This is a genomic window from Marinobacter sp. DS40M6, assembly GCF_028581595.1.
GTDB classification, from domain to species: domain Bacteria; phylum Pseudomonadota; class Gammaproteobacteria; order Pseudomonadales; family Oleiphilaceae; genus Marinobacter; species Marinobacter salarius.
Window position 1 is genome coordinate 1 of record NZ_JAFCAE010000010.1, and the last position, 18,329, is coordinate 18,329.

At 52.8% G+C, this 18,329-nt stretch carries 18 protein-coding genes and 1 tRNA gene; 5 read left to right on the forward strand and 14 right to left on the reverse strand.

Features of this window, described 5'->3' with window-relative positions:
* Positions 1-96: 96 nt before the first annotated feature.
* The 7 genes from JJO78_RS19695 to JJO78_RS19725 form a co-directional block, all read right to left on the reverse strand.
* Entirely contained in the window at positions 97-960 is an 864-nt protein-coding gene (locus tag JJO78_RS19695) for a hypothetical protein (RefSeq protein ID WP_151981906.1), read from the reverse strand.
* Between the two features lie 132 nt (positions 961-1,092).
* Positions 1,093-1,419, reverse strand: a complete 327-nt coding sequence (locus JJO78_RS19700; RefSeq protein WP_151981904.1) for an antibiotic biosynthesis monooxygenase family protein — start codon at positions 1,417-1,419, stop codon at positions 1,093-1,095.
* A gap of 500 nt (positions 1,420-1,919) precedes the next feature.
* Positions 1,920-2,204, reverse strand: coding sequence for a hypothetical protein (locus JJO78_RS19705; RefSeq protein ID WP_151981902.1), 285 nt, complete (start codon positions 2,202-2,204; stop codon positions 1,920-1,922).
* Between the two features lie 92 nt (positions 2,205-2,296).
* Positions 2,297-2,992 (reverse strand): hypothetical protein, encoded by a 696-nt coding sequence (locus tag JJO78_RS19710; RefSeq protein WP_151981900.1) that lies wholly within the window; start codon positions 2,990-2,992, stop codon positions 2,297-2,299.
* A 95-nt stretch (positions 2,993-3,087) separates the two neighbouring features.
* On the reverse strand, positions 3,088-4,998 hold the full coding sequence (locus JJO78_RS19715) for a tetratricopeptide repeat protein (RefSeq protein WP_151981898.1): 1,911 nt from the start codon (positions 4,996-4,998) through the stop codon (positions 3,088-3,090).
* Positions 4,999-5,113: 115 nt separating this feature from the next.
* A complete protein-coding gene (locus JJO78_RS19720) occupies positions 5,114-5,794 on the reverse strand; it encodes a hypothetical protein (RefSeq protein WP_273624505.1) in 681 nt (226 codons plus the stop codon).
* A 256-nt stretch (positions 5,795-6,050) separates the two neighbouring features.
* Positions 6,051-6,320, reverse strand: coding sequence for a hypothetical protein (locus JJO78_RS19725; RefSeq protein ID WP_226910033.1), 270 nt, complete (start codon positions 6,318-6,320; stop codon positions 6,051-6,053).
* Between JJO78_RS19725 and JJO78_RS19730 the strand changes: the two genes are divergently transcribed.
* Positions 6,261-6,419: a phage integrase N-terminal SAM-like domain-containing protein gene (locus tag JJO78_RS19730; protein WP_264986098.1), complete on the forward strand. Its 159-nt coding sequence runs from the start codon at positions 6,261-6,263 to the stop codon at positions 6,417-6,419. The two genes, JJO78_RS19725 and JJO78_RS19730, sit on opposite strands and share 60 nt — an antisense overlap.
* Before the next feature lie 10 nt (positions 6,420-6,429).
* Here JJO78_RS19730 and JJO78_RS19735 read toward each other — a convergent pair whose 3' ends face one another.
* Positions 6,430-6,705 carry a YrhK family protein gene (locus JJO78_RS19735; protein ID WP_036206757.1) on the reverse strand — a complete coding sequence of 92 codons (276 nt, stop codon included), beginning with the start codon at positions 6,703-6,705 and terminating at the stop codon, positions 6,430-6,432.
* A gap of 31 nt (positions 6,706-6,736) precedes the next feature.
* On the reverse strand, positions 6,737-7,084 hold the full coding sequence (locus JJO78_RS19740; RefSeq protein WP_040474671.1) for a 4a-hydroxytetrahydrobiopterin dehydratase: 348 nt from the start codon (positions 7,082-7,084) through the stop codon (positions 6,737-6,739).
* 127 nt (positions 7,085-7,211) lie between these two features.
* On the opposite strand from JJO78_RS19740, the gene imuA reads away from it, so the two are divergent.
* From imuA to JJO78_RS19755, 3 genes are read left to right on the forward strand one after another with little or no spacing between them, the layout of a single operon-like run.
* Positions 7,212-7,901, forward strand: a complete 690-nt coding sequence (gene imuA, locus JJO78_RS19745) for a translesion DNA synthesis-associated protein ImuA (RefSeq protein ID WP_151981891.1) — start codon at positions 7,212-7,214, stop codon at positions 7,899-7,901.
* A gap of 8 nt (positions 7,902-7,909) precedes the next feature.
* A complete protein-coding gene (locus tag JJO78_RS19750; protein WP_151981889.1) occupies positions 7,910-9,328 on the forward strand; it encodes a Y-family DNA polymerase in 1,419 nt (472 codons plus the stop codon).
* Positions 9,328-12,447 (forward strand): error-prone DNA polymerase, encoded by a 3,120-nt coding sequence (locus tag JJO78_RS19755; RefSeq protein ID WP_151981887.1) that lies wholly within the window; start codon positions 9,328-9,330, stop codon positions 12,445-12,447. The genes JJO78_RS19750 and JJO78_RS19755 overlap by 1 nt, the downstream gene beginning before the upstream one ends.
* Before the next feature lie 80 nt (positions 12,448-12,527).
* Here JJO78_RS19755 and JJO78_RS19760 read toward each other — a convergent pair whose 3' ends face one another.
* The 4 genes from JJO78_RS19760 to dbpA form a co-directional block, all read right to left on the reverse strand.
* Positions 12,528-13,862: a sodium ion-translocating decarboxylase subunit beta gene (locus JJO78_RS19760; RefSeq protein WP_369810904.1), complete on the reverse strand. Its 1,335-nt coding sequence runs from the start codon at positions 13,860-13,862 to the stop codon at positions 12,528-12,530.
* A 13-nt stretch (positions 13,863-13,875) separates the two neighbouring features.
* The gene (oadA, locus tag JJO78_RS19765; RefSeq protein ID WP_075195257.1) at positions 13,876-15,666 is read right to left on the reverse strand and encodes a sodium-extruding oxaloacetate decarboxylase subunit alpha; all 1,791 of its coding nucleotides are present in this window, start codon (positions 15,664-15,666) and stop codon (positions 13,876-13,878) included.
* Between the two features lie 42 nt (positions 15,667-15,708).
* Positions 15,709-15,960 carry an OadG family protein gene (locus JJO78_RS19770; protein WP_036206745.1) on the reverse strand — a complete coding sequence of 84 codons (252 nt, stop codon included), beginning with the start codon at positions 15,958-15,960 and terminating at the stop codon, positions 15,709-15,711.
* Between the two features lie 223 nt (positions 15,961-16,183).
* The gene (gene dbpA / locus JJO78_RS19775) at positions 16,184-17,557 is read right to left on the reverse strand and encodes an ATP-dependent RNA helicase DbpA (RefSeq protein WP_151981885.1); all 1,374 of its coding nucleotides are present in this window, start codon (positions 17,555-17,557) and stop codon (positions 16,184-16,186) included.
* 115 nt (positions 17,558-17,672) lie between these two features.
* Between dbpA and JJO78_RS19780 the strand changes: the two genes are divergently transcribed.
* The gene (locus tag JJO78_RS19780; RefSeq protein WP_151981883.1) at positions 17,673-18,209 is read left to right on the forward strand and encodes a DUF2058 domain-containing protein; all 537 of its coding nucleotides are present in this window, start codon (positions 17,673-17,675) and stop codon (positions 18,207-18,209) included.
* Between the two features lie 43 nt (positions 18,210-18,252).
* On the opposite strand, the gene JJO78_RS19785 is transcribed toward JJO78_RS19780, so the two are convergent.
* Positions 18,253-18,329 (reverse strand) — tRNA-Arg (locus JJO78_RS19785).

Sequence of the window (18,329 nt, forward strand, 5' to 3'; positions counted from 1 at the left end):
CCGTGATCATCTTCGGCATCGCTCTTCTCCTGTTGAGGAGTTATCGATGCGTGTCTACTGAAGTGGGGGAAGTCCACGTCCTAATTGACGCGTTTGTTATCTGATACACAAGCCAACCCCATCCACATCGATATATGTTAAAAAATCATCTTCGTCATAGTCTGAGCGAAACTCATTTAGCTCCCCCCATATACCTTCGACTATCGATTTATGAAGCAATAGGTACAACGAGCCCCTCGGTGGAAGAAAGGGTATGCGATAGGCGACGAAGCCTTGCGGAAGATCATCAATCTGATTTGAAGGTTGCATACCTAGCTGCTCAACAGAGTCTAGAATTGAGCGATAGTAAATTGCTATTAACTTTCGATTGATATCTTCAGAGTATTCAATGTCCTCACCTACTGGATCGTGAAATTTAACAGCTGGGGACTCATATAAGTTGTAAGCAACACTTGCCACTGAAAAATGAACTGGTATTGGTCCTTGTCTTGACTGCGACTTATGGTCAAGCATCTTGTTAGCTGACACCGATGAAACCTTATAACCCTTTGCTTCAACGGCAAATTGTCTTGATCGCGTGTCACAGTATAGGTCTGGCCTTTTACCCTTAATGGGATGCCCATGCTGAACCATTGCATCCTCATAATTATGGGTATACCTAGCGCCATAGATTCTTTTTGCTAGAAAATCTGCCAGCCCTTTGCCAATTCTATTGGATATCTGCCCAAGTTCAGTTGGGTCATGAAAAATGACATCTGGCACCGAAAAATAATCAGCGCCATACCTCCAGTACTGAACGAACTCAAGCATGAACCCCGAGAACCTAAACAAATTATATAGAGACCGATTGACCCCCATACCCGCAAAGGCTAAGTGCTTCGTAAACTGAAGATACGACAAATCAAATTCTAGATCTCTGAAATTTCCTTTGTCATCTAAATGCTCAACCTTTAGCTTCATGGTGTTCCTTTCAGATAACGCCAATGTTAAGCGGCGACCTTTTTGGAGCGCAGCGGAGAAAAGGACGTCCGGTGGACGGCCGTCAGGCCGGGAACGAACTTGAACGACTGGTTACAAAGCAAGTGCACCCGTTTACCCCCGCTGCTCTGCCGAAAGCTGATGTTCGATGACCTCATAGTGCTGCACCAAAAGATCAGGCTCAAGCTCATAAACCTCATCTTCCGGGTACAAGCGTGCCTGCGAAATATCGTTGCCAGCAAACGCCTTGATGGACTCCAGATTGTCCCAGTACGTGATCAGGATAAGTTCAATTTTGGCGGCTAGTGAACGACGGAAAATTTGAGCACCGAGAAAGCCAGGTGTTGCAGACGAATCCTTGATACCGGTTTCGTAAAGATAGCCAGTGAATCCCGAACTGTGGGCTTCAGGCACTCGGCACTTCCATTCCCTGGCGATCATTACTACGCACTCTCCCTTGCTTTGTAATGCCATTGTTTAGCTGCGCCCTGAAAAGGGCGTCCGGTGCAGGCCGTTAGGCCGGAACGTACTACAACTACTGGTTATGTGTTCTGAGCCTGCGAGTCACTCCCGACAATATCGCGTAGCTAAGTGCTGCATTGAATGCAAAACCCAACGCCGTCAATGCAACGGTAACCATTTGGCGCGGGGCTTCGCCGATGTACTCTTGAAGTTCTGGCTGAAAATGGGCGCCAGCCAACGACCATGGCCATGCAAGCAGCAAGATAGCAAAGCCCGGAATATTGGCCACTGTATCCCACTGCCAACCCATGGCTTTCCATAAAAACCAGGCACCCTGATAGCCGCTAGATACTATGGCACAGACTATGAAAACCCACTTTGTTCCAGTCATTTGATGCACACATAACGCCGAAAATAAGCGGCGGCCCGACAGGGCCGTCCGGTGGAGGCCGCAGGCCGGAACGAACTTAATTGACTGGTTATGTGGTACTCACCAGCCAGGCCGAAAAAAACAGTACGCCACTGACAGCGAACGTAAGCACGGCCAATCCTTTGGGTATCTTTATTTTGTTTCTCGGAACCCCTCTGATGGTGCCATGCACGAGAACCAAAATGAAAAAGGATACGATGATCCACAGGCCCAGAGAGACCAAAATTTCAAAAGGCTCTGTATTCTTGATGAAAATGGTCACTGCCATCGCGGCGATTATCAGCACGAAGCCGGTCATCATTACTACGTCAAAAGCAGAGTAGCGATTATTCATGTCAGTAACACATAATGCTGAGCTTTGCGGCAATTTTGGAGCCGCGCAGCGGTGGAAAAATTGTCCGGCAACAGCGCTTTGTTGGGCGACCGTCACCGTGCTTGAAAGTACGACAATACCTTTTGATCAACGCCCCCAGCACTGCGTATTAAACCGACGACTCGCTCATTTTTGCGCTTGAAATATTGAACCACTGAACCCTGTGAGTCAGAAATGCCCTCCAACTCCTGAAGGTAACTACTCAACTCCGAAATTGCCGTAGTAAGCTGCGTGTATAGGGCCTCTACGACTGTGCCAGGTGTTCGAGCAACGGTTAAAAACTTCGCAAACGCGCCTGTTGGCAGCTGTCCGTTTGATTGGCGATAGACTTCATGAGCGATGTGATCAATGGTGATTTCTGGTTGGGTCCCAGGCTCGGACACCAAGGTCTGTCGAAGCTGACCAATTTCCTGGTCGATGAGCTGAATTATCCTGATCAGATCCTCCTGTTTTGCAGAGAGCTTAAGATGGTCAATTTGCTGCTGCGCTGCGTCCGCGGAGCGTCGAAATTCCGCACGCGCTTGTTTTAGCTCGGTTCTTTGTATGTTGATCGTGTAAAGCAAGGCGAGAAAAGCCAGAAATGCATAAAGAGGATTTAACAATCCTCCAAAAAAATCACCGAACTGGGCCCATTTTTCATGCGAGTAAACTGGGCTGCTCCCATACATGAGTACGTAGCCGACAATAGGGACCAGAAGAATCATAGCAGCAACTATGGCTACCACGATTAATGCCCTGTTTTCCCTCATTCGAACCCTACCTTTTGTTTTACGCCCAACGCCCGCATAATTGGCGCGAACTTGTGAGCGTCCTAATTAATGCGCTTGTTAGCAGTGAATATTGCTCAGTTGCACTCCAATCCAACCACATTAAAACTTTCTTGCTGTTTCGATTCGTCATGGGTAACTACTAGCAGGAACCACCCATCAAAACAATCTATGAAAGCACGATACCCCTTGTTATCGCTCTTATCCGTTTTTCCATATATAGAATAGTGCTGTAAATCAATCTTAATTTCACAATGGTCGGATTTTCCATTAACAAAACCATTCGCGGACACAAATAGATCTATAGGTTGGCTTAGCTTAATAGCATTAACTGCATTTTTGTAAGAATTTAAGTCAGTGTAAGACTTCATGATCAGAGGAAGCTCGATTTCTTGTGTATTCAGAACACCGATAGCAATCCGATCTTTGTTTGGCTTGGGAACATAGACTTCAAGACCGTCATAATTTACCAAATATGAGGATCTATCTATATTTTTTATTGAAATTGATAACGTTCTTTCCCAACCGATATCAACAATTACTAATGACTTATCTACTTCAAGTTCAGAGAGCTGCTTCTGATAATTCAATACCAAATGCCCAAACCCCAGTGGGTCGCCTTTTTCTATCAGGCAAAAAGCTAAGCCTAAATTGGCGACGAGATTGTCCGGAGTATTAAGCAAGCACCTTTCAAAGAGCTTAGTTGCTTCATCCACCTCCCCATAAAAGCGTTTTATTTCACCCTTTTGAGACAATGCTTCTGGAAGTCCTGGCTCTAGGAGCAAGGCAAAATCAATATGTTTAGCTGCCTCGGAAAACACTCCTTTGTTGAAATAGCAAACGCCAAGATTCAGATGCGGCGAGCTTAAATTAGAATTCAGCTCTATTGTTTTCTCAAAGTAACTTACCGCTTCGTCAACACTTCTTAAATTTAGGTATGCGACACCGACATTATAAATAATGAAAGGATCAGTGTTATCCTGGAACTCAGCGCTTTTCAATAACTCTAAAGCGAAGTCGTCATCTCCTTTCTCAGCAACTAAAGTCCCCTTTACTGCTAAGGCCATGGCGTACAAAGGATTAATCTTTAGAGCATTATCACAGTAGAGTATGGCGTTATCTATTTCACCCAAAATCTGCAAAATTCCAGCGCACTTTATATACAGTTTCTCGGATTTCACTGCCTTAGATAACTCTATATATTCTCTTAAAGCCTCTTCATAATGGCCATCGATGAGAAAGGTTTCTGCCTTGCTAACCTTTGAATTAACGCTGCTTAAAATCTCACTATGTTCTAAATCCAAATTTTCAAGAAAATTTAACGATGCTCCACCCTCTTCTTTGAGGATAAGTTTTTTTGAGTGTTTTTTAAAAATATTTTCAATGTCACATCTTTCTATATACCCCCTCTCACTGCGACTTTCATATATAATAAATATCAATTCTTTTAAGCATTCATCCGCATCTAATAAAAGAGAGTGATCAATACCCCATTCAATCATCTCTAATTTAATTATCTCTCTAATCTTATCTTCAGGAAGAACGTCAACACTCCAAGTATTAGGAATTTCCCTGACATTTTCTATTGCAGTGCCATTCCGCTTTAAAACCTCTCTAAAATCTTCCGATACTGATATCTTTGAAAGAAGATCCTCACTAGAGAACTTATTATTTCTATATTGATTTAAGTAAGAGAGAAGCGTCGACAAGCTTTTATTTTTTGATGGCCCTAAAACAATTTGATTTTCACAAATATATTTCTTAACAATTGGTATTGATAGCTCTTCATACTTGACCTGAACATTTATTTTCTTATTGTCAAACAGCAGTGAAAAGTCATCATCTGTTTCTATTCCGATAGAATTGAACTCGCTCACATTAAGGTGCTTTAGAAAATAAAAGGCCGCACACAGATCTTGGTAAGCAAATCCAATAGAAGAGTTGCTTCCTCCTGTTTTTATTTTTCCAAAGTAACCCTTATTGCTCATACAAAATTTATCCCAACTCCAAGCTTGGTGAAAAGACTGCTAACGCTTGCAGCATGCGCGCCCACGGAATGGAGCCGTAGGCGCAATGTAGTGGGCGTCGCCGTGCCTGCACTGGTTATATTTTTTCTATACCCAACTTGTCTCTAAATACTATTACAATCTCATCAACCAACGCGGACAGCTCCCCATTGTAATAGCGGCTTAGCGCGTCACGCTTAGCTTCAAGATCATCTACAATTTCCTCAATCTCGTCTCGGCCACACTGCTCATCAATTATAATCTGTATATACGAGTTTGATAATCTAAAGAATCTTTCACTTAAGTTCTCAATTTTTTCATACACATCAGATTCGATAAAAATTGCATTATCTAACAATGTTGACTCTAGAGTTTTGGCTGCGCTGCTCGTTAGTTCGGCTTTTTCTTTATAATATCGAAATTCGCGAGCCTTTTGACTATCGATTCCTTCATGCTCTTCTAGAGCAGAAACAGGAGCAGGGCTGCCATTGGCGAATTGCTTTGCGTTTTTTAATAGCACACACATTGCACTGTAGACTGTATGTATAGCCTCTGCTGTTTGCGAATCGACTCTGGCGTTTTGGGTATTTCTTTCGTGGGCAAATATTGACAACGAATTCTTCAAATTCTCCGTTTTCTCAGTCAAAGTTGCTTGAAAATTAGCCATATCTTTTTCAAATCTATGTTCGATTAGCTTTCTTGCAAGAAACTGTGCAACTAACAGAGCTCCCGCAGCACCACCTAACGCGGGATAAACAAATGTCTCAATAAACCACATAGCATTTTCCAGTTAAAACTTCGATTCTCAAAGAATATAACAGCTAATTCAACGACAAATGACATTTACCCAAAACGCGCCTATTTCCATGCACCTAGATCACCGACCACAATTTTCTTTTATTTTCAATAAATTAAAATATTCAACAACTGACCAGTCTGAAAAATAAGCGTCAATTGTCAAGTTTCACCCAGTACGCCTGTTCGCTTATCTGAAATAGATCATCAACGACTATTCCATATCTTTCATAGAGTTGTCAGCTCATTGGCACAAAATTTACGAAGTTTTGCGACAATTGTCGTATATCTCCGTTTTTCACCGTGAAATAACCCAAAAGCAGGCCTAAAATGCTGTATAAATAAACAGCATGGAGGCTGAGCCGATGATTTTGGATGTCCCACCAAAGTTGCCAGACAACCCTACCCGCTTTATGGATCAGCTGCGCACACTGATTCGTAGCCGAAATATGGCCTACAAGACTGAACAGACGTACTGCCACTGGATCAAGCGCTTCATCCGTTTTCACGGTATGCAGCATCCTTCCGCTTGTTCGGCAAAAGAGGTGGAGCAATTTCTATTACACATGTGGTTCGTAAAGGAGGCTTTGGAGTTCGCAGCCCGATAGACGACGCTTTCTAACTTTCCCAGCGGCTTTCCGGAATGCGCTGTACGTGGATATGCCCGATCAGGCGAATGGTGGGGCGAATCAGGAATTGGAAACTGCCAATAATGAACAGCCAGATGGCCGCCTTCTCGTGTTCGGGAAACAGAAACAGGACGCTGCCCACCAGAAACCAGATGGCGATCAGGAAATCATTGATGATGCTGAGCACTTCGTAACGGCGCCGTATAACCAGTTCTTCATGGCCTAACCGGAGGGTTAGTGGGTTATCTGTACGGTCTTCAGCCATTACACATCCTGTTTCCAGTGGGTTTGGTGAATTATTGCATGTCTTTGTAGGCTGCGTCGGTGCGCGCCGCCATGATGTAATCGTTTTTGTGCAGGCCACCGATTTTATGGGTCCACCAGCGTACGGTGACCTTGCCATATTCCAGAAGGATGGCGGGGTGGTGCCCTTCCTCTTCGGCCAGGTCACCCACCTTGTTGGTAAATGCCTGGGCCTGGGCGAAATTCTTGAGCTTGAACACTCGCTGTAACTGTTCCTCCCCGTCCAGCTCAATCTCCTGCCAGTCGGGTACATCTTTACCCAGGGCTTGCTTCTGATCGGCAGTGACTGTGGGAGCATCTGCGCTGCAGGCTTCACAGCTTTGTTTCGTCAGTTCACTCATTTCAACCTCCATGGTTGATGGCTGTACTACTAAGCGTGGGTTCGTTCCGCCACATTATCAACCCACTGCTTGAAATCCTGTCTTTTTCAGAATACTGTATATTTAAACAGTATATAGAGAACTTTCCATGAGCGAGATTCTGAATACGCTGATGCAGGACGACCGTGTGTGGCAGGGTCAGCACCATACCCGCACTGGTCGGCCAACGGAGCCAACCGGTTACCAGGTGCTGGACAACCAGCTCGGCGGTGTTGGCTGGCCCCGTGGGGCGTTGAGTGAGTGCCTGCTGGATGAGCCCGGCATTGGTGAGCTGCACCTGCTGCTACCCCTGATGCAACGGCTTTCTCAGGCAGGTAAGACCGTCTTCTGGCTGAACCCTCCCCATACACCCTACGCCCCTGCCCTGGCCCGCGAAGGGGTCAATCTGGATCAGGTCATACTGATCAACACCGAAGACGATGGCGACTTCCTGTGGACACTGGAAAACTGCCTGCGCTCACCAGTCACCGGCCTGGTGATGGCCTGGCCCGGAAAACTGGCTGCCCGTGACATACGGCGCTTGCAACTGGCTGCGGAGGCCGGCAGCAATGTGTGCGTGCTGTTCCGCGAACGGCGTCATGCCGAACAGAACTCCCCGGCGGCGCTACGCCTGGATCTGACGGCAGGAAGTCAACAGGCGCTCAAGGTCAATGTTCTGAAACGTCGCGGCAGTTGGCCCGGCCAATGTTGCTCCGTAGCCATGTCTCACCGGGCGGATCTGGCCTTCCGGGAAGCCCCCCGGGTGGTCCAGGGCCCCTGGGCCGGCAAGACCGGGTAAGGCGTATCATGCTCTGGCTGTACCTGCATTTTCCTCACCTGTTGCTCGACCATATTCGCCGCTCCCGCGAAAACCAGGGAGCGCTGGCTGTTGTGGAAGGCTCCGGCCAGAAGATTATCCAGGCCTGCCCGGAAGCTTATGCCCAGGGAGTACGCGCTGGCATGCGCCTGAAAACCGCTATCAGCCTGGTTCCGGAGCTGCGTATGCTCAGGGCGGACCACCAACAGGAAGCCCGGATACTGGAAGACCAGGCGCGCTGGCTATACCGGTACGCGGCTCATATCGTATTGGTACCCCCGAATGGCCTGTTGGCGGAAGTGGGCAGCCTGCAGCGGCTTTACGGTGGGCTGGCAGCCGTCTGGCAAACGGTGGAACAGGGGCTGGAGGAACGCCAGCTTAACGCCTGGACAGCCATCGGCCACACACCACTGGCCGCCCGGCTGATTGCCCGGGCCGGCAAGGGCGAGTGCACGGCGGACAAAGGCCATATCCTGCGTACACTGGGGCAGATGCCCCTGCTGACGGCAGAGTTCGATGACAAAACCTGTACCCGTCTGCAACGGCTCGGCCTGAACACCCTGGATGAGGTCTTCGCACTGCCTGCCAGTGAACTGGCCCGCCGTCTGTCGCCGGAAACCCTCGCGTATGTGCAGAAGATCCAGGGTAACCGCGCGGACCCACAAACACCCTGGCAACCGCCCCACACCTTTCGCCAGCAGGCGGATTTTGTGCAGGAGATTGAGCAGTCCCAGGGCCTGCTGTTCCCCCTGCAGCGCATTCTGTCAGAACTCGAGGAAGACCTGTGCTGGCGACAGCAGGATACCGACAGCCTGCTGCTGGTCCTGCAGCACCGGCATGAGGAGCCTACCCGCATTCGGGTTCGCACCTCCGGCCCCGAGCATCGGGCCGAAGCATTTCTGAATCTTATCCGCCTACGGTTTGAGCAGCACCCGTTAAGGGCTCCGGTGATCTCATTAGTGCTGTCCGTTAAACGCTTCCTGGGGCGGGAAGTGGCCCCTGGCCAGGATCTTCTGGGTGAAACGCAGGATCTGAACGAAGCCTGGCACACCCTGATCAGCCGTCTGCAGGCACGGCTTGGCGGACATTCATTACGGCAGTTATCGCCGCAGGCGGATCACCGGCCCGAACGGGCCTGGTCGGCCTCCGAAGTGCAGCGGAAAAATCATAGCCGCCTTCCTTCTCCCGACCAGTTACCCCGTCGTCCTTTATGGTTACTCAAAGGGCCACAACCGCTGGCCGAAGCTCCGACCATGTGGTTTTCGGGCCCGGAACGGATCAGTGGAGGTTGGTGGGATGGCCAGCGGGTTCACCGGGATTATTACATTGCCGAGCTGTCCACCGGCCAGCTTGCCTGGGTGTTCCGGGATGTGCGGGATGGCTGGTTTGTGCATGGCTGGTTTGGCTGATGGACAACTTCAGCTATGCCGAACTCTTCTGCTTCAGCAATTTCACCTTCCTGACCGGGGCCTCACATCCCCATGAACTGGCCGAGCAAGCACTGGAGCTGGGCTACTCTGCACTGGCCATCACAGATGCCTGCTCAGTGGCTGGCATTCCTCGGGCCTGGGCCGCACTGAAAGACAGCCCGGTAAAGCTGATCACCGGCAGCTGGTTTGAACTTGACGATGCCCCACCCGGAGCGGCTACTCCCCGCTTCATCCTGCTGGCCCGCACCCGCAAGGGTTATGGTCAGCTTTGCCAGTTGATCACCACTGGCCGACGGCAAGCGGAGAAAGGCCAGTACCGGTTATTCTTCCGGGATATCGAGACCCATTCCCTGGACGATTGTGTGTGCCTGTGGCTGCCACCCTCACCCACCGTTGCAGATGCAGACCAGGCCCTGGCCTGTGGTGAATGGCTTCAGCGCCTGTTCGAGCCGAATCTCTGGATAGCCGCAGCCCGCACTCTTGAATCCGGAGAGGAGCAGCAACTGGCCCGGGCACGCTGGCTGGCAGACCACCTGCGTTGTCCGATAGCCGCCACCGGAGAGGTGCATATGCACAGCCGCGAGCGGCAACCGTTGCAGGATGTGCTCACAGCCCTGCGCAACCACACCAACCTGGAGAACGCCGGCCATTGCCTGTTCCAGAACGGGGAGCGCTACCTTCGACCATTACCGGTTCTTGATCGCCTGTTTCCGGAAGCCTGGCTCAGGGAAACCCTGGTAATTGCTGAGCAATGTACTTTCGAACCGGGTAGCTTGCGGTACGAATACCCACCGGATCTGGTGCCGGCCGGAACATCGCCAGCGGCCTACCTGAAACAACTGACCCACGACGGTGAACGCCGGCGATACCCAAACGGCACGCCACCAAGCGTTCAGAGGCTGATACGCAAGGAACTAAGCCTGATATCAGAGATGAAGTACGAGCACTACTTCCTCACTATCCAGGATATTGTCGCCTTCGCCCGCAGCAAAGGCATTCTGTGCCAGGGCCGCGGGTCGGCTGCCAACTCTGCCGTGTGCTATTGCCTGGGCATCACCGAGGTCAACCCGGCCCGTGTGGAGTTGCTGTTCGAGCGTTTCATATCAAAGGATCGCGGTGAACCACCCGATATTGATGTGGATTTCGAGCATGAACGGCGGGAAGAAGTTATCCAGTACATCTACCGGCGTTACAGCCGGGAACGCGCAGCCCTGGCCGCCACGGTGATCCGCTACCGGCCGCGCAGCGCCATCCGGGATGTGGGCAAAGCCTTGGGTTTTGATCCCGCCATGGTGGAACAGCTTTTGGAAGGCATCGATTGGCGGGACAAGGCCAGCAACTGGCGCCAGCAGATTCTCGACAAACACCTCACCCGCAACCCGAAAGTGGCCGACCAGTTCTTTACCCTGGTGAATACCCTGTTGGGCTTCCCCCGCCACCTGTCCCAGCATGTCGGTGGTTTTGTCATCAGTGCCGGGCCATTGGCCGAGTTGGTACCGGTGGAGAACGCCGCCATGGCGGACCGTACCGTCATACAGTGGGACAAGGACGATCTGGAAAGCCTGGGCCTGATGAAAGTGGACGTGCTTGCCCTGGGCATGCTCACGGCCATCCGCAAGGCCCTGGACCTGATCAGTGAGGAAAAGGGTGCTCCTTTTTCCATGCAGGATATTCCCCTGGAAGATCCCGCCACCTATGCCATGTTGCAAAAAGGCGACAGCATCGGTGTTTTCCAGGTGGAATCCCGTGCCCAGATCAACATGTTGCCGCGTCTGAAACCGGAAAAGTACTACGATCTGGTGATCGAGGTGGCCATCGTCCGCCCCGGCCCTATCCAGGGTGACATGGTTCACCCCTATCTGCGTCGCAAGCATGGCCTGGAGCCGGTGGACTATCCCAACGACGCTGTACGGAACGTTCTGGAGCGCACCCTGGGTGTGCCTATTTTCCAGGAGCAGGTGATCAAGCTGGCCATGGTGGCCGCTGGCTTCTCTGCCGGTGAAGCCGACCAACTCCGCCGTGCGATGGCTGCCTGGAAGTCTCACGGCGACCTGACGCCATTTCGGGACAAGTTGATCAACGGCATGCTGGAACGGGGCCACGATGCCGATTTCGCCGAACGGTTATACCTGCAGATCTGCGGGTTCGGCGGTTACGGCTTTCCCGAATCCCACGCCGCCAGTTTTGCGCTGCTGGTGTATGTGTCCTCCTGGATTAAACGCCACTATCCAGCTGCCTTTTACTGCGCCCTGCTCAACAGCCAGCCCATGGGGTTCTACTCACCGTCCCAACTGGTCCAGGACGCCCGTCGTCATGACGTCACCGTGCTACCACCGGATGTAAACCACAGCCAATGGAATCACACCCTGGAGTCGCCTAATCGTCATTTACGTCTGGGGCTCAGGCTCATACAGGGCCTCTCTGCCAGCGGCGCCGAGCGCCTTTACAACAATCGCCCGGCTGAAGGTTACCGGTCCACCGCCGAACTACGTCACCTGGCCGGCCTGAACCAACGCGACATGGAACTGCTCGCAGGCGCTAACGCCATGCCAGCGTTTACCACTAATCGCCATCAGGCTTACTGGCAACTGCTTGAGCACGAACAGCCCGCGGAGCTCTTTGCCAAAGAGACAGCGGCTCATTACCAGCCAGAACACTGTTACCAGTTGCCCGAACCCACGGAAGGCCAGAACGTACTGGCCGACTACGCCAGCCAGGGCCTGACCCTGCAGCGCCATCCCCTGGCCCTGCTCCGGGAACAGGGGCACCTGAAGTTCTGTCTCAGCGCGGAACAACTCAAGAATATCCAGCCTGGCCGACCGGTTCAGGTTGCTGGCCTTGTCACAGGCCGCCAACGCCCCGGCTCCGCCTCCGGCGTCACCTTCGTTACCCTGGAAGATGAAACTGGAAACGTAAACGTGGTGGTCTGGCTGGAAACCGCACGGCGGCAGCGCAAGCCGTTGATAACGGCCCGGCTGTTACATGTGAAAGGGATCCTGGAAAGAGAAGGCGATATTGTTCACGTGATGGCAGGAAGGCTGTCGGATTTGAGCCATCTGATTCAGACGTTACCGGTTAATTCCCGGGATTTTCATTGATGAAGCACCATTGCGGAGGCGACTAAAACAAGAAAGCCCCGCAAAAGCGGGGCCTTCTCTCAGGTGCTGAAGTGAAACAATCAGCTAAGCAGCTTGATCATCACACCTGCAGCCACCGCAGAGCCGATAACACCGGCCACGTTTGGCCCCATAGCGTGCATCAGCAGGAAGTTCTGCGGGTTGGCCTCAAGGCCGACCTTGTTGGATACCCTTGCAGCCATCGGCACCGCAGACACACCAGCGGAACCAATCAGCGGGTTGATAGCTTCCTTGGTGAATCGGTTCATCAGCTTCGCCATCAGAACACCACACGCAGTACCCACAGCAAAGGCCACAATACCCAGGCCCAGGATACCCAGCGTCTGCGCATCCAGGAACTTGTCAGCCATCAGCTTGGAGCCAACCGACAGGCCCAGGAAAATCGTTGTGATATTGATCAGTGCGTTCTGGGCAGTATCGCTCAGGCGCTCGACCACGCCACACTCGCGCATCAGGTTACCAAAGCAGAACATACCCAGAAGCGGCGCAGCGTCCGGCAGGAACAGAACCACCGCAATCAGTACCACCAGCGGGAACACGATTTTCTCTTTTTTGCTCACCGGGCGGAGCTGGGACATCTTGATGGCCCGCTCTTTCTGGCTGGTCAGCGCCTTCATGATCGGCGGCTGAATCATCGGCACCATCGCCATATAAGCGTAAGCCGAAACTGCAATCGCCCCGAGCAGGTGCGGTGCCAGAACACTGGACACATAAATGGAGGTAGGACCATCCGCACCACCGATAATACCGACTGCGGCGGCTTCAAGGATGGTGAAGTCCAGGATACCCAGCCAATCGAGCAATGCAGCACCCAAAACGGTTCCGAAGATACCGAACTGGGCTGCAGCGCCAAGCAGCATTGTCTTGGGGTTCGCCAATAGCGGGCCAAAGTCCGTCATTGCGCCGACACCCATGAAAATCACCAGCGGACCAATGGTGCTACCGATAACCACAGAATAGAAGTTATACAGCATGCCATTGCCATAGCCGAAGTCCTGGGCAATGGCATTTGCCATCGCCATGTCGGAGTAGCTGGCCTCTTTGACCGCCACCTTGAAGGCTTCTTTCAGCTCAGGGGTAATAGCCTGGCCGGCCTGATAAGCAACATCCAGCGGCGCAGCCAGTGCGGCCAGCACCTGCGTAGTGTCGCTCTTCAGGGCGAAATGAATCGCGTTCTCCGCCGCAGTCAGGGCAAGTCCTGCCTCCGGAATATTCGCCAGAATACCGCCGAACCCGATGGGTACCAGCAGCAGAGGCTCGAACCCCTTGCGAATCGCAAGGAACAGAAGAAGAAGGCCGATGGCGATCATGATCACCTGGCCAAGTTCCATATTGAACAGGCCACTACCTGTCCAGAGTGTCATTAATTTATCCATGGAATGCTGGCCCTTATGCGATTGTCAGCATTTCATCATCAGGGGAGACGGCATCACCGACCTTGATGAAGACTTCGCCGATGGTACCGGCTTTCGGTGCCCGAACCTCGGTTTCCATTTTCATGGCTTCGAGAATGATCAGCACATCGCCCTCTTCCACGGCGTCGCCGGGAGATACCAGAACCTTGAAGATATTGCCGCCCAGAGGCGCGACCAAGGGCTCGCCTTCACCCGCAGCCGGTGCAGGCGCGGAAGAGGAAGCAGCAGGTGCGGATGCAGCACCGCCTTCACCCTGAATCTGGCTGATTTCACCGCCTTCGGACACCGCAACAACATACTTCTTGCCATTAACATCGACAGTGTAGGTTTCCGGGCCTTCAGCTTTCTTGGCAGGTGCTGCGTCTTCAGCGGTCGGAACCGGCTCAAATGCATCCGGGTTGTTACGGTTTTCCAGGAACTTCAGGCCGATCTGCGGGAACAGTGCGTAGGTCAGCACGTCGTCCTCAACATTGTCGGCCAGCTTGATGCCCTTCTCTTCCGCCAGCTTCTTCAGCTCGTCAGTCAGCTTGTCCATTTCCGGCTCAAGCACATCGGCCGGACGACAGGTCATCACTTCCTTGCCATCCAGAACGCGCTCCTGCAGCTCCTTATTCATGGCCGCCGGCGCAGCGCCGTACTCGCCCTTGAGGATGGCGGAGGTTTCCTTGGAGATGGACTTGTAACGCTCACCGGTCAGAACGTTCAGTACCGCCTGGGTACCCACGATCTGGGAAGTCGGAGTGACCAGCGGAATGAAGCCCAGGTCTTCGCGAACCTTGGGAATTTCATCCAGAACTTCGTCGAACTTGTCGCTCGCGTTCTGCTCTCGCAGCTGGTTTTCCATGTTGGTCAGCATGCCGCCCGGTACCTGAGCAATCAGGATGCGAGAATCGGTGCCACGCAGGCTGCCTTCAAATTTCGCGTACTTCTTACGCACCTGGCGGAAATAGCTGGCGATTTCCTCAAGCAGGGTCAAGTCCAGGCCGGTGTCACGATCTGTGCCTTCCAGGATGGCAACAACCGCCTCGGTGGGCGAGTGGCCGTAGGTCATGCTCATGGAGGAAATGGCGGTGTCCACGTTATCGATACCGGCTTCCGCGGCCTTGATGGCGGTGGCGGTAGACATGCCGGTGGTGGCGTGGCACTGCATATGGATGGGAATATCCAGCTCTTTCTTCAGACGGCTGACCAGATCAAAAGCTACGTAAGGCTTAAGGATACCGGCCATGTCCTTGATGGCGATGGAGTCCGCGCCCATGTCGGCCACTTCTTTCGCCATTTCAACCCACATTTCGATGGTGTGCACGGGGCTGGTGGTGTAGGCGATGGTGCCCTGGGCATGCTTGCCAGTCTTACGAACGGCCTTGATGGCACGGTCCAGGTTACGCGGATCGTTCATGGCGTCGAAAATCCGGAACACGTCTACGCCGTTCTCGGCAGCACGCTCACAGAAACGGTCGACCACATCATCGGCGTAATGACGGTAACCCAGCAGGTTCTGACCACGCAGCAGCATTTGCTGTTGGGTGTTAGGCATGGCCTTTTTCAGTTCACGGATGCGCTCCCAGGGATCTTCGCCCAGGTAACGGATGCAGGAGTCGAAGGTAGCTCCGCCCCAGGATTCCAAAGACCAGAAACCAACCTTGTCGAGTTTCTCGGCAATGGGCAGCATGTCGTCAAGCCGCATGCGGGTGGCAAGCAGGGACTGGTGGGCGTCACGCAGGATAACGTCCGTAATCCCCAGCGGTTTCTTTGTGTCAGTCATCGTGTCAGCCTTCTGTTTAAAGGTTCTAATCTATCTGCCAGGTCACTTCTTGTGGCGTGACCGGTATTGTGCAATCGCTTTTTTAATCGCTTCAGCGGTGTCAGGATCAACCGACGATGGCGCCGAAGGCCTTGCACGTGGAGTACGGGCCGGAGCAACGGGTTCAGGCGGGCCGAACCGATGGACCAGTTTTGACATGAGCAGGGTTGCAAACACCAATATGATCAGGAATACGAAGACAAACCCCATGCCTGCGACCATCAGATCGATGGCTTGTGACATTAGCTCACTCATAACAAATAGCTACCTGTATTGAGTTGTTGATTTTCCCGAGCCCTTGGCCAGGCCTCGCCAGGAGCGTGGTTTTACCAGCCATTCGGACAGTTCGGGGGGCAAAATCCCGCGTAATTTACCGTTTTCCGACTCACTGAGCAACCTAATTGGCGGTTTCAATAGGTGGTTTCCGAGCTCTCTGGCCCGTACTGACGGGCCTGGAGTGGGCAAAAATCATTCTCATTCATGCATACCGCACACGCATTTTCCGGCCCTTTATACGCCCCTGCTCCAACCTTTTCAGGGCCGTGGCGGCTGATGCCTTCTCCACTGCCACAAAACACTGAAAATCGAATAGATCGATCTTGCCTACAACGGCCCCGGGCAGCCCAGCCTCACCGGTCAGCGCACCAAGCACATCTCCTGGCCGGACTTTGTCTTTGCGCCCACCCGCTATACACAGGGTTCTCATCGCCGGCTCCAGCGGCTGCAACGCAGTTTTCAGCAGCTTGCCTGTATCCCCCCAGGTCACGGCTTGCTTACGCCCGGATTCCAGCCGGTTAATCTTATGGGCCTGCGACGGGGTGCAGAAGGTGACCGCCAGCCCCTGCTCCCCGGCCCGGCCGGTTCGACCGACTCGGTGAGTATGTACTTCCGGGTCCCTGGCCGGCTCCACATTAACCACTAACGGCAAAGATTTTATATCCAGACCGCGGGCCGCCACATCGGTCGCCACGAGCACGGAACAGCTCTGGTTGCCGAAACGAACCAGAACACTGTCACGATCCCTCTGCTCCAGATCACCGTGAAGCGGAAGCGCCGCAAACCCGAGGCCGTTCAGCTCATTGGCGACATCATCACATTGCTGTTTCGTGGTGCAGAAGGCAATGCAGGACGCTGGTTGGTGTAACGACAATAGCGCCGCGACGGCCTGGACTTGCTGTCCGGGCGCGATCTCGTAGAATCGCTCGGTAATATCGGATTCAACAGCCTGACTCTCAATCCTGACGTCAGCCGGCGTATGCTGATATTGCTCGCTCAACTTGCGGATATTCTCGGGCCACGTCGCCGAGAACATCAGGGTCTGCCGTTTTGCGGGCGCCTGGCTGATGATGTCTTCCACCGCGTCCTGGAATCCCATATCCAGCATCCGGTCCGCCTCATCCAGGATGAGGGTTGTGAGCTGGTCCAGCTTCAGAGTGCCCTTTCGTAAATGATCCTGAATGCGCCCTGGAGTACCCACCACAATATGAGCGCCGTGGCTGAGGGAGCCAATCTGGGGGCCGATAGCCACGCCACCACACAGTGACAGAATCTTTACGTTGTCACGGGCCCTTGCCAGCTCACGCAGCGACTTCGACACCTGGTCCGCCAGTTCACGTGTGGGACAAAGTACCAGCCCCTGCACCGAAAAGCGTCGCGGATTCAGCCTTTCCACCAGGCCAATGCCAAACGCCGCCGTCTTGCCGCTTCCGGTCTGCGCCATGGCGATCAAGTCCTTACCTGCCATAGCATGAGGCAAGGCGCCGGACTGAATCGGTGTCGGATTTTCAAAGCCAAGCCTCGACAGGTTCGCGAGCATTGGCTCGGAAAGGCCCAACTGACTGAATGACGGCATAAAAGAAATTCCCGGGGGCAAATGGATAAATAAAGGATGGGTTCGACCAGCAGCGCTGCGGGCGTATACTTGGGGCCAAGTTTACCAGAAATTGCAGACACTCACGGAGCCGTTCATGCCATCACTACAGGATCAGTTGTTGAAAGCCGGCCTGGCCGACGAGAAAAAGGCCAAAGCCATTCGCAACGAGAAACATAAAAAACGCAAACAACAGCCCAAGGGAGCGGTTGAGGTCAATGAAGCGGAAATTCGTGCCCGTCAGGCACGGGAAGAGAAAGCAGAACGGGATCGGCAATTAAACCTTGAGCGCCAGAAGCAGGCTGAGAAAAAGGCCATCCAGGCCCAGATCCGGCAACTGGTCGAAACCAATCGTCTTGATCGCTCGCGGGGTGAGACCTCTTATCAGTTTGTCCACGACAAGAAAATCAAGAAGCTCTTTGTGGACGACACCATGGTGGATCAACTGTCACGGGGAAGGCTGGCTATTGTCTTCGTGAACGACGCCTACGAAGTGGTAGCTGAGGGCGTAGCCCGCAAGATCATGGAGCGGAACGAAAGTGCCGTGGTGGTGTTGCATGACCGCAAGAGTGACGATCAGGGGGATGATGACCCTTATGCCGGATATGAGATCCCCGACGATCTAATGTGGTAAGGCAACAAAAAGCCCCGCTCTCGGCGGGGCTTTTTGTTTAATATGGCGCGGCTGGGAGGATTCGAACCTCCGACCGCCTGGTTCGTAGCCAGGTACTCTATCCAGCTGAGCTACAGCCGC

Excerpts from the sequence above, each read along its gene's own strand:
- JJO78_RS19755 (WP_151981887.1), top strand. The coding sequence starts at position 9,328 with ATGGACAACTTCAGCTATGCCGAACTCTTCTGCTTCAGCAATTTCACC.
- dbpA (WP_151981885.1), bottom strand. The coding sequence starts at position 17,557 with ATGCCGTCATTCAGTCAGTTGGGCCTTTCCGAGCCAATGCTCGCGAAC.
- JJO78_RS19715 (WP_151981898.1), bottom strand. The coding sequence starts at position 4,998 with ATGAGCAATAAGGGTTACTTTGGAAAAATAAAAACAGGAGGAAGCAAC.
- JJO78_RS19695 (WP_151981906.1), bottom strand. The coding sequence starts at position 960 with ATGAAGCTAAAGGTTGAGCATTTAGATGACAAAGGAAATTTCAGAGAT.
- JJO78_RS19760 (WP_369810904.1), bottom strand. The coding sequence starts at position 13,862 with ATGGATAAATTAATGACACTCTGGACAGGTAGTGGCCTGTTCAATATG.
- JJO78_RS19705 (WP_151981902.1), bottom strand. The coding sequence starts at position 2,204 with ATGAATAATCGCTACTCTGCTTTTGACGTAGTAATGATGACCGGCTTC.
- JJO78_RS19730 (WP_264986098.1), top strand. The coding sequence starts at position 6,261 with ATGGCCTACAAGACTGAACAGACGTACTGCCACTGGATCAAGCGCTTC.
- JJO78_RS19700 (WP_151981904.1), bottom strand. The coding sequence starts at position 1,419 with ATGATCGCCAGGGAATGGAAGTGCCGAGTGCCTGAAGCCCACAGTTCG.
- JJO78_RS19710 (WP_151981900.1), bottom strand. The coding sequence starts at position 2,992 with ATGAGGGAAAACAGGGCATTAATCGTGGTAGCCATAGTTGCTGCTATG.
- imuA (WP_151981891.1), top strand. The coding sequence starts at position 7,212 with ATGAGCGAGATTCTGAATACGCTGATGCAGGACGACCGTGTGTGGCAG.
- JJO78_RS19770 (WP_036206745.1), bottom strand. The coding sequence starts at position 15,960 with ATGAGTGAGCTAATGTCACAAGCCATCGATCTGATGGTCGCAGGCATG.
- JJO78_RS19740 (WP_040474671.1), bottom strand. The coding sequence starts at position 7,084 with ATGAGTGAACTGACGAAACAAAGCTGTGAAGCCTGCAGCGCAGATGCT.
- JJO78_RS19720 (WP_273624505.1), bottom strand. The coding sequence starts at position 5,794 with ATGTGGTTTATTGAGACATTTGTTTATCCCGCGTTAGGTGGTGCTGCG.
- JJO78_RS19750 (WP_151981889.1), top strand. The coding sequence starts at position 7,910 with ATGCTCTGGCTGTACCTGCATTTTCCTCACCTGTTGCTCGACCATATT.
- oadA (WP_075195257.1), bottom strand. The coding sequence starts at position 15,666 with ATGACTGACACAAAGAAACCGCTGGGGATTACGGACGTTATCCTGCGT.
- JJO78_RS19780 (WP_151981883.1), top strand. The coding sequence starts at position 17,673 with ATGCCATCACTACAGGATCAGTTGTTGAAAGCCGGCCTGGCCGACGAG.
- JJO78_RS19735 (WP_036206757.1), bottom strand. The coding sequence starts at position 6,705 with ATGGCTGAAGACCGTACAGATAACCCACTAACCCTCCGGTTAGGCCAT.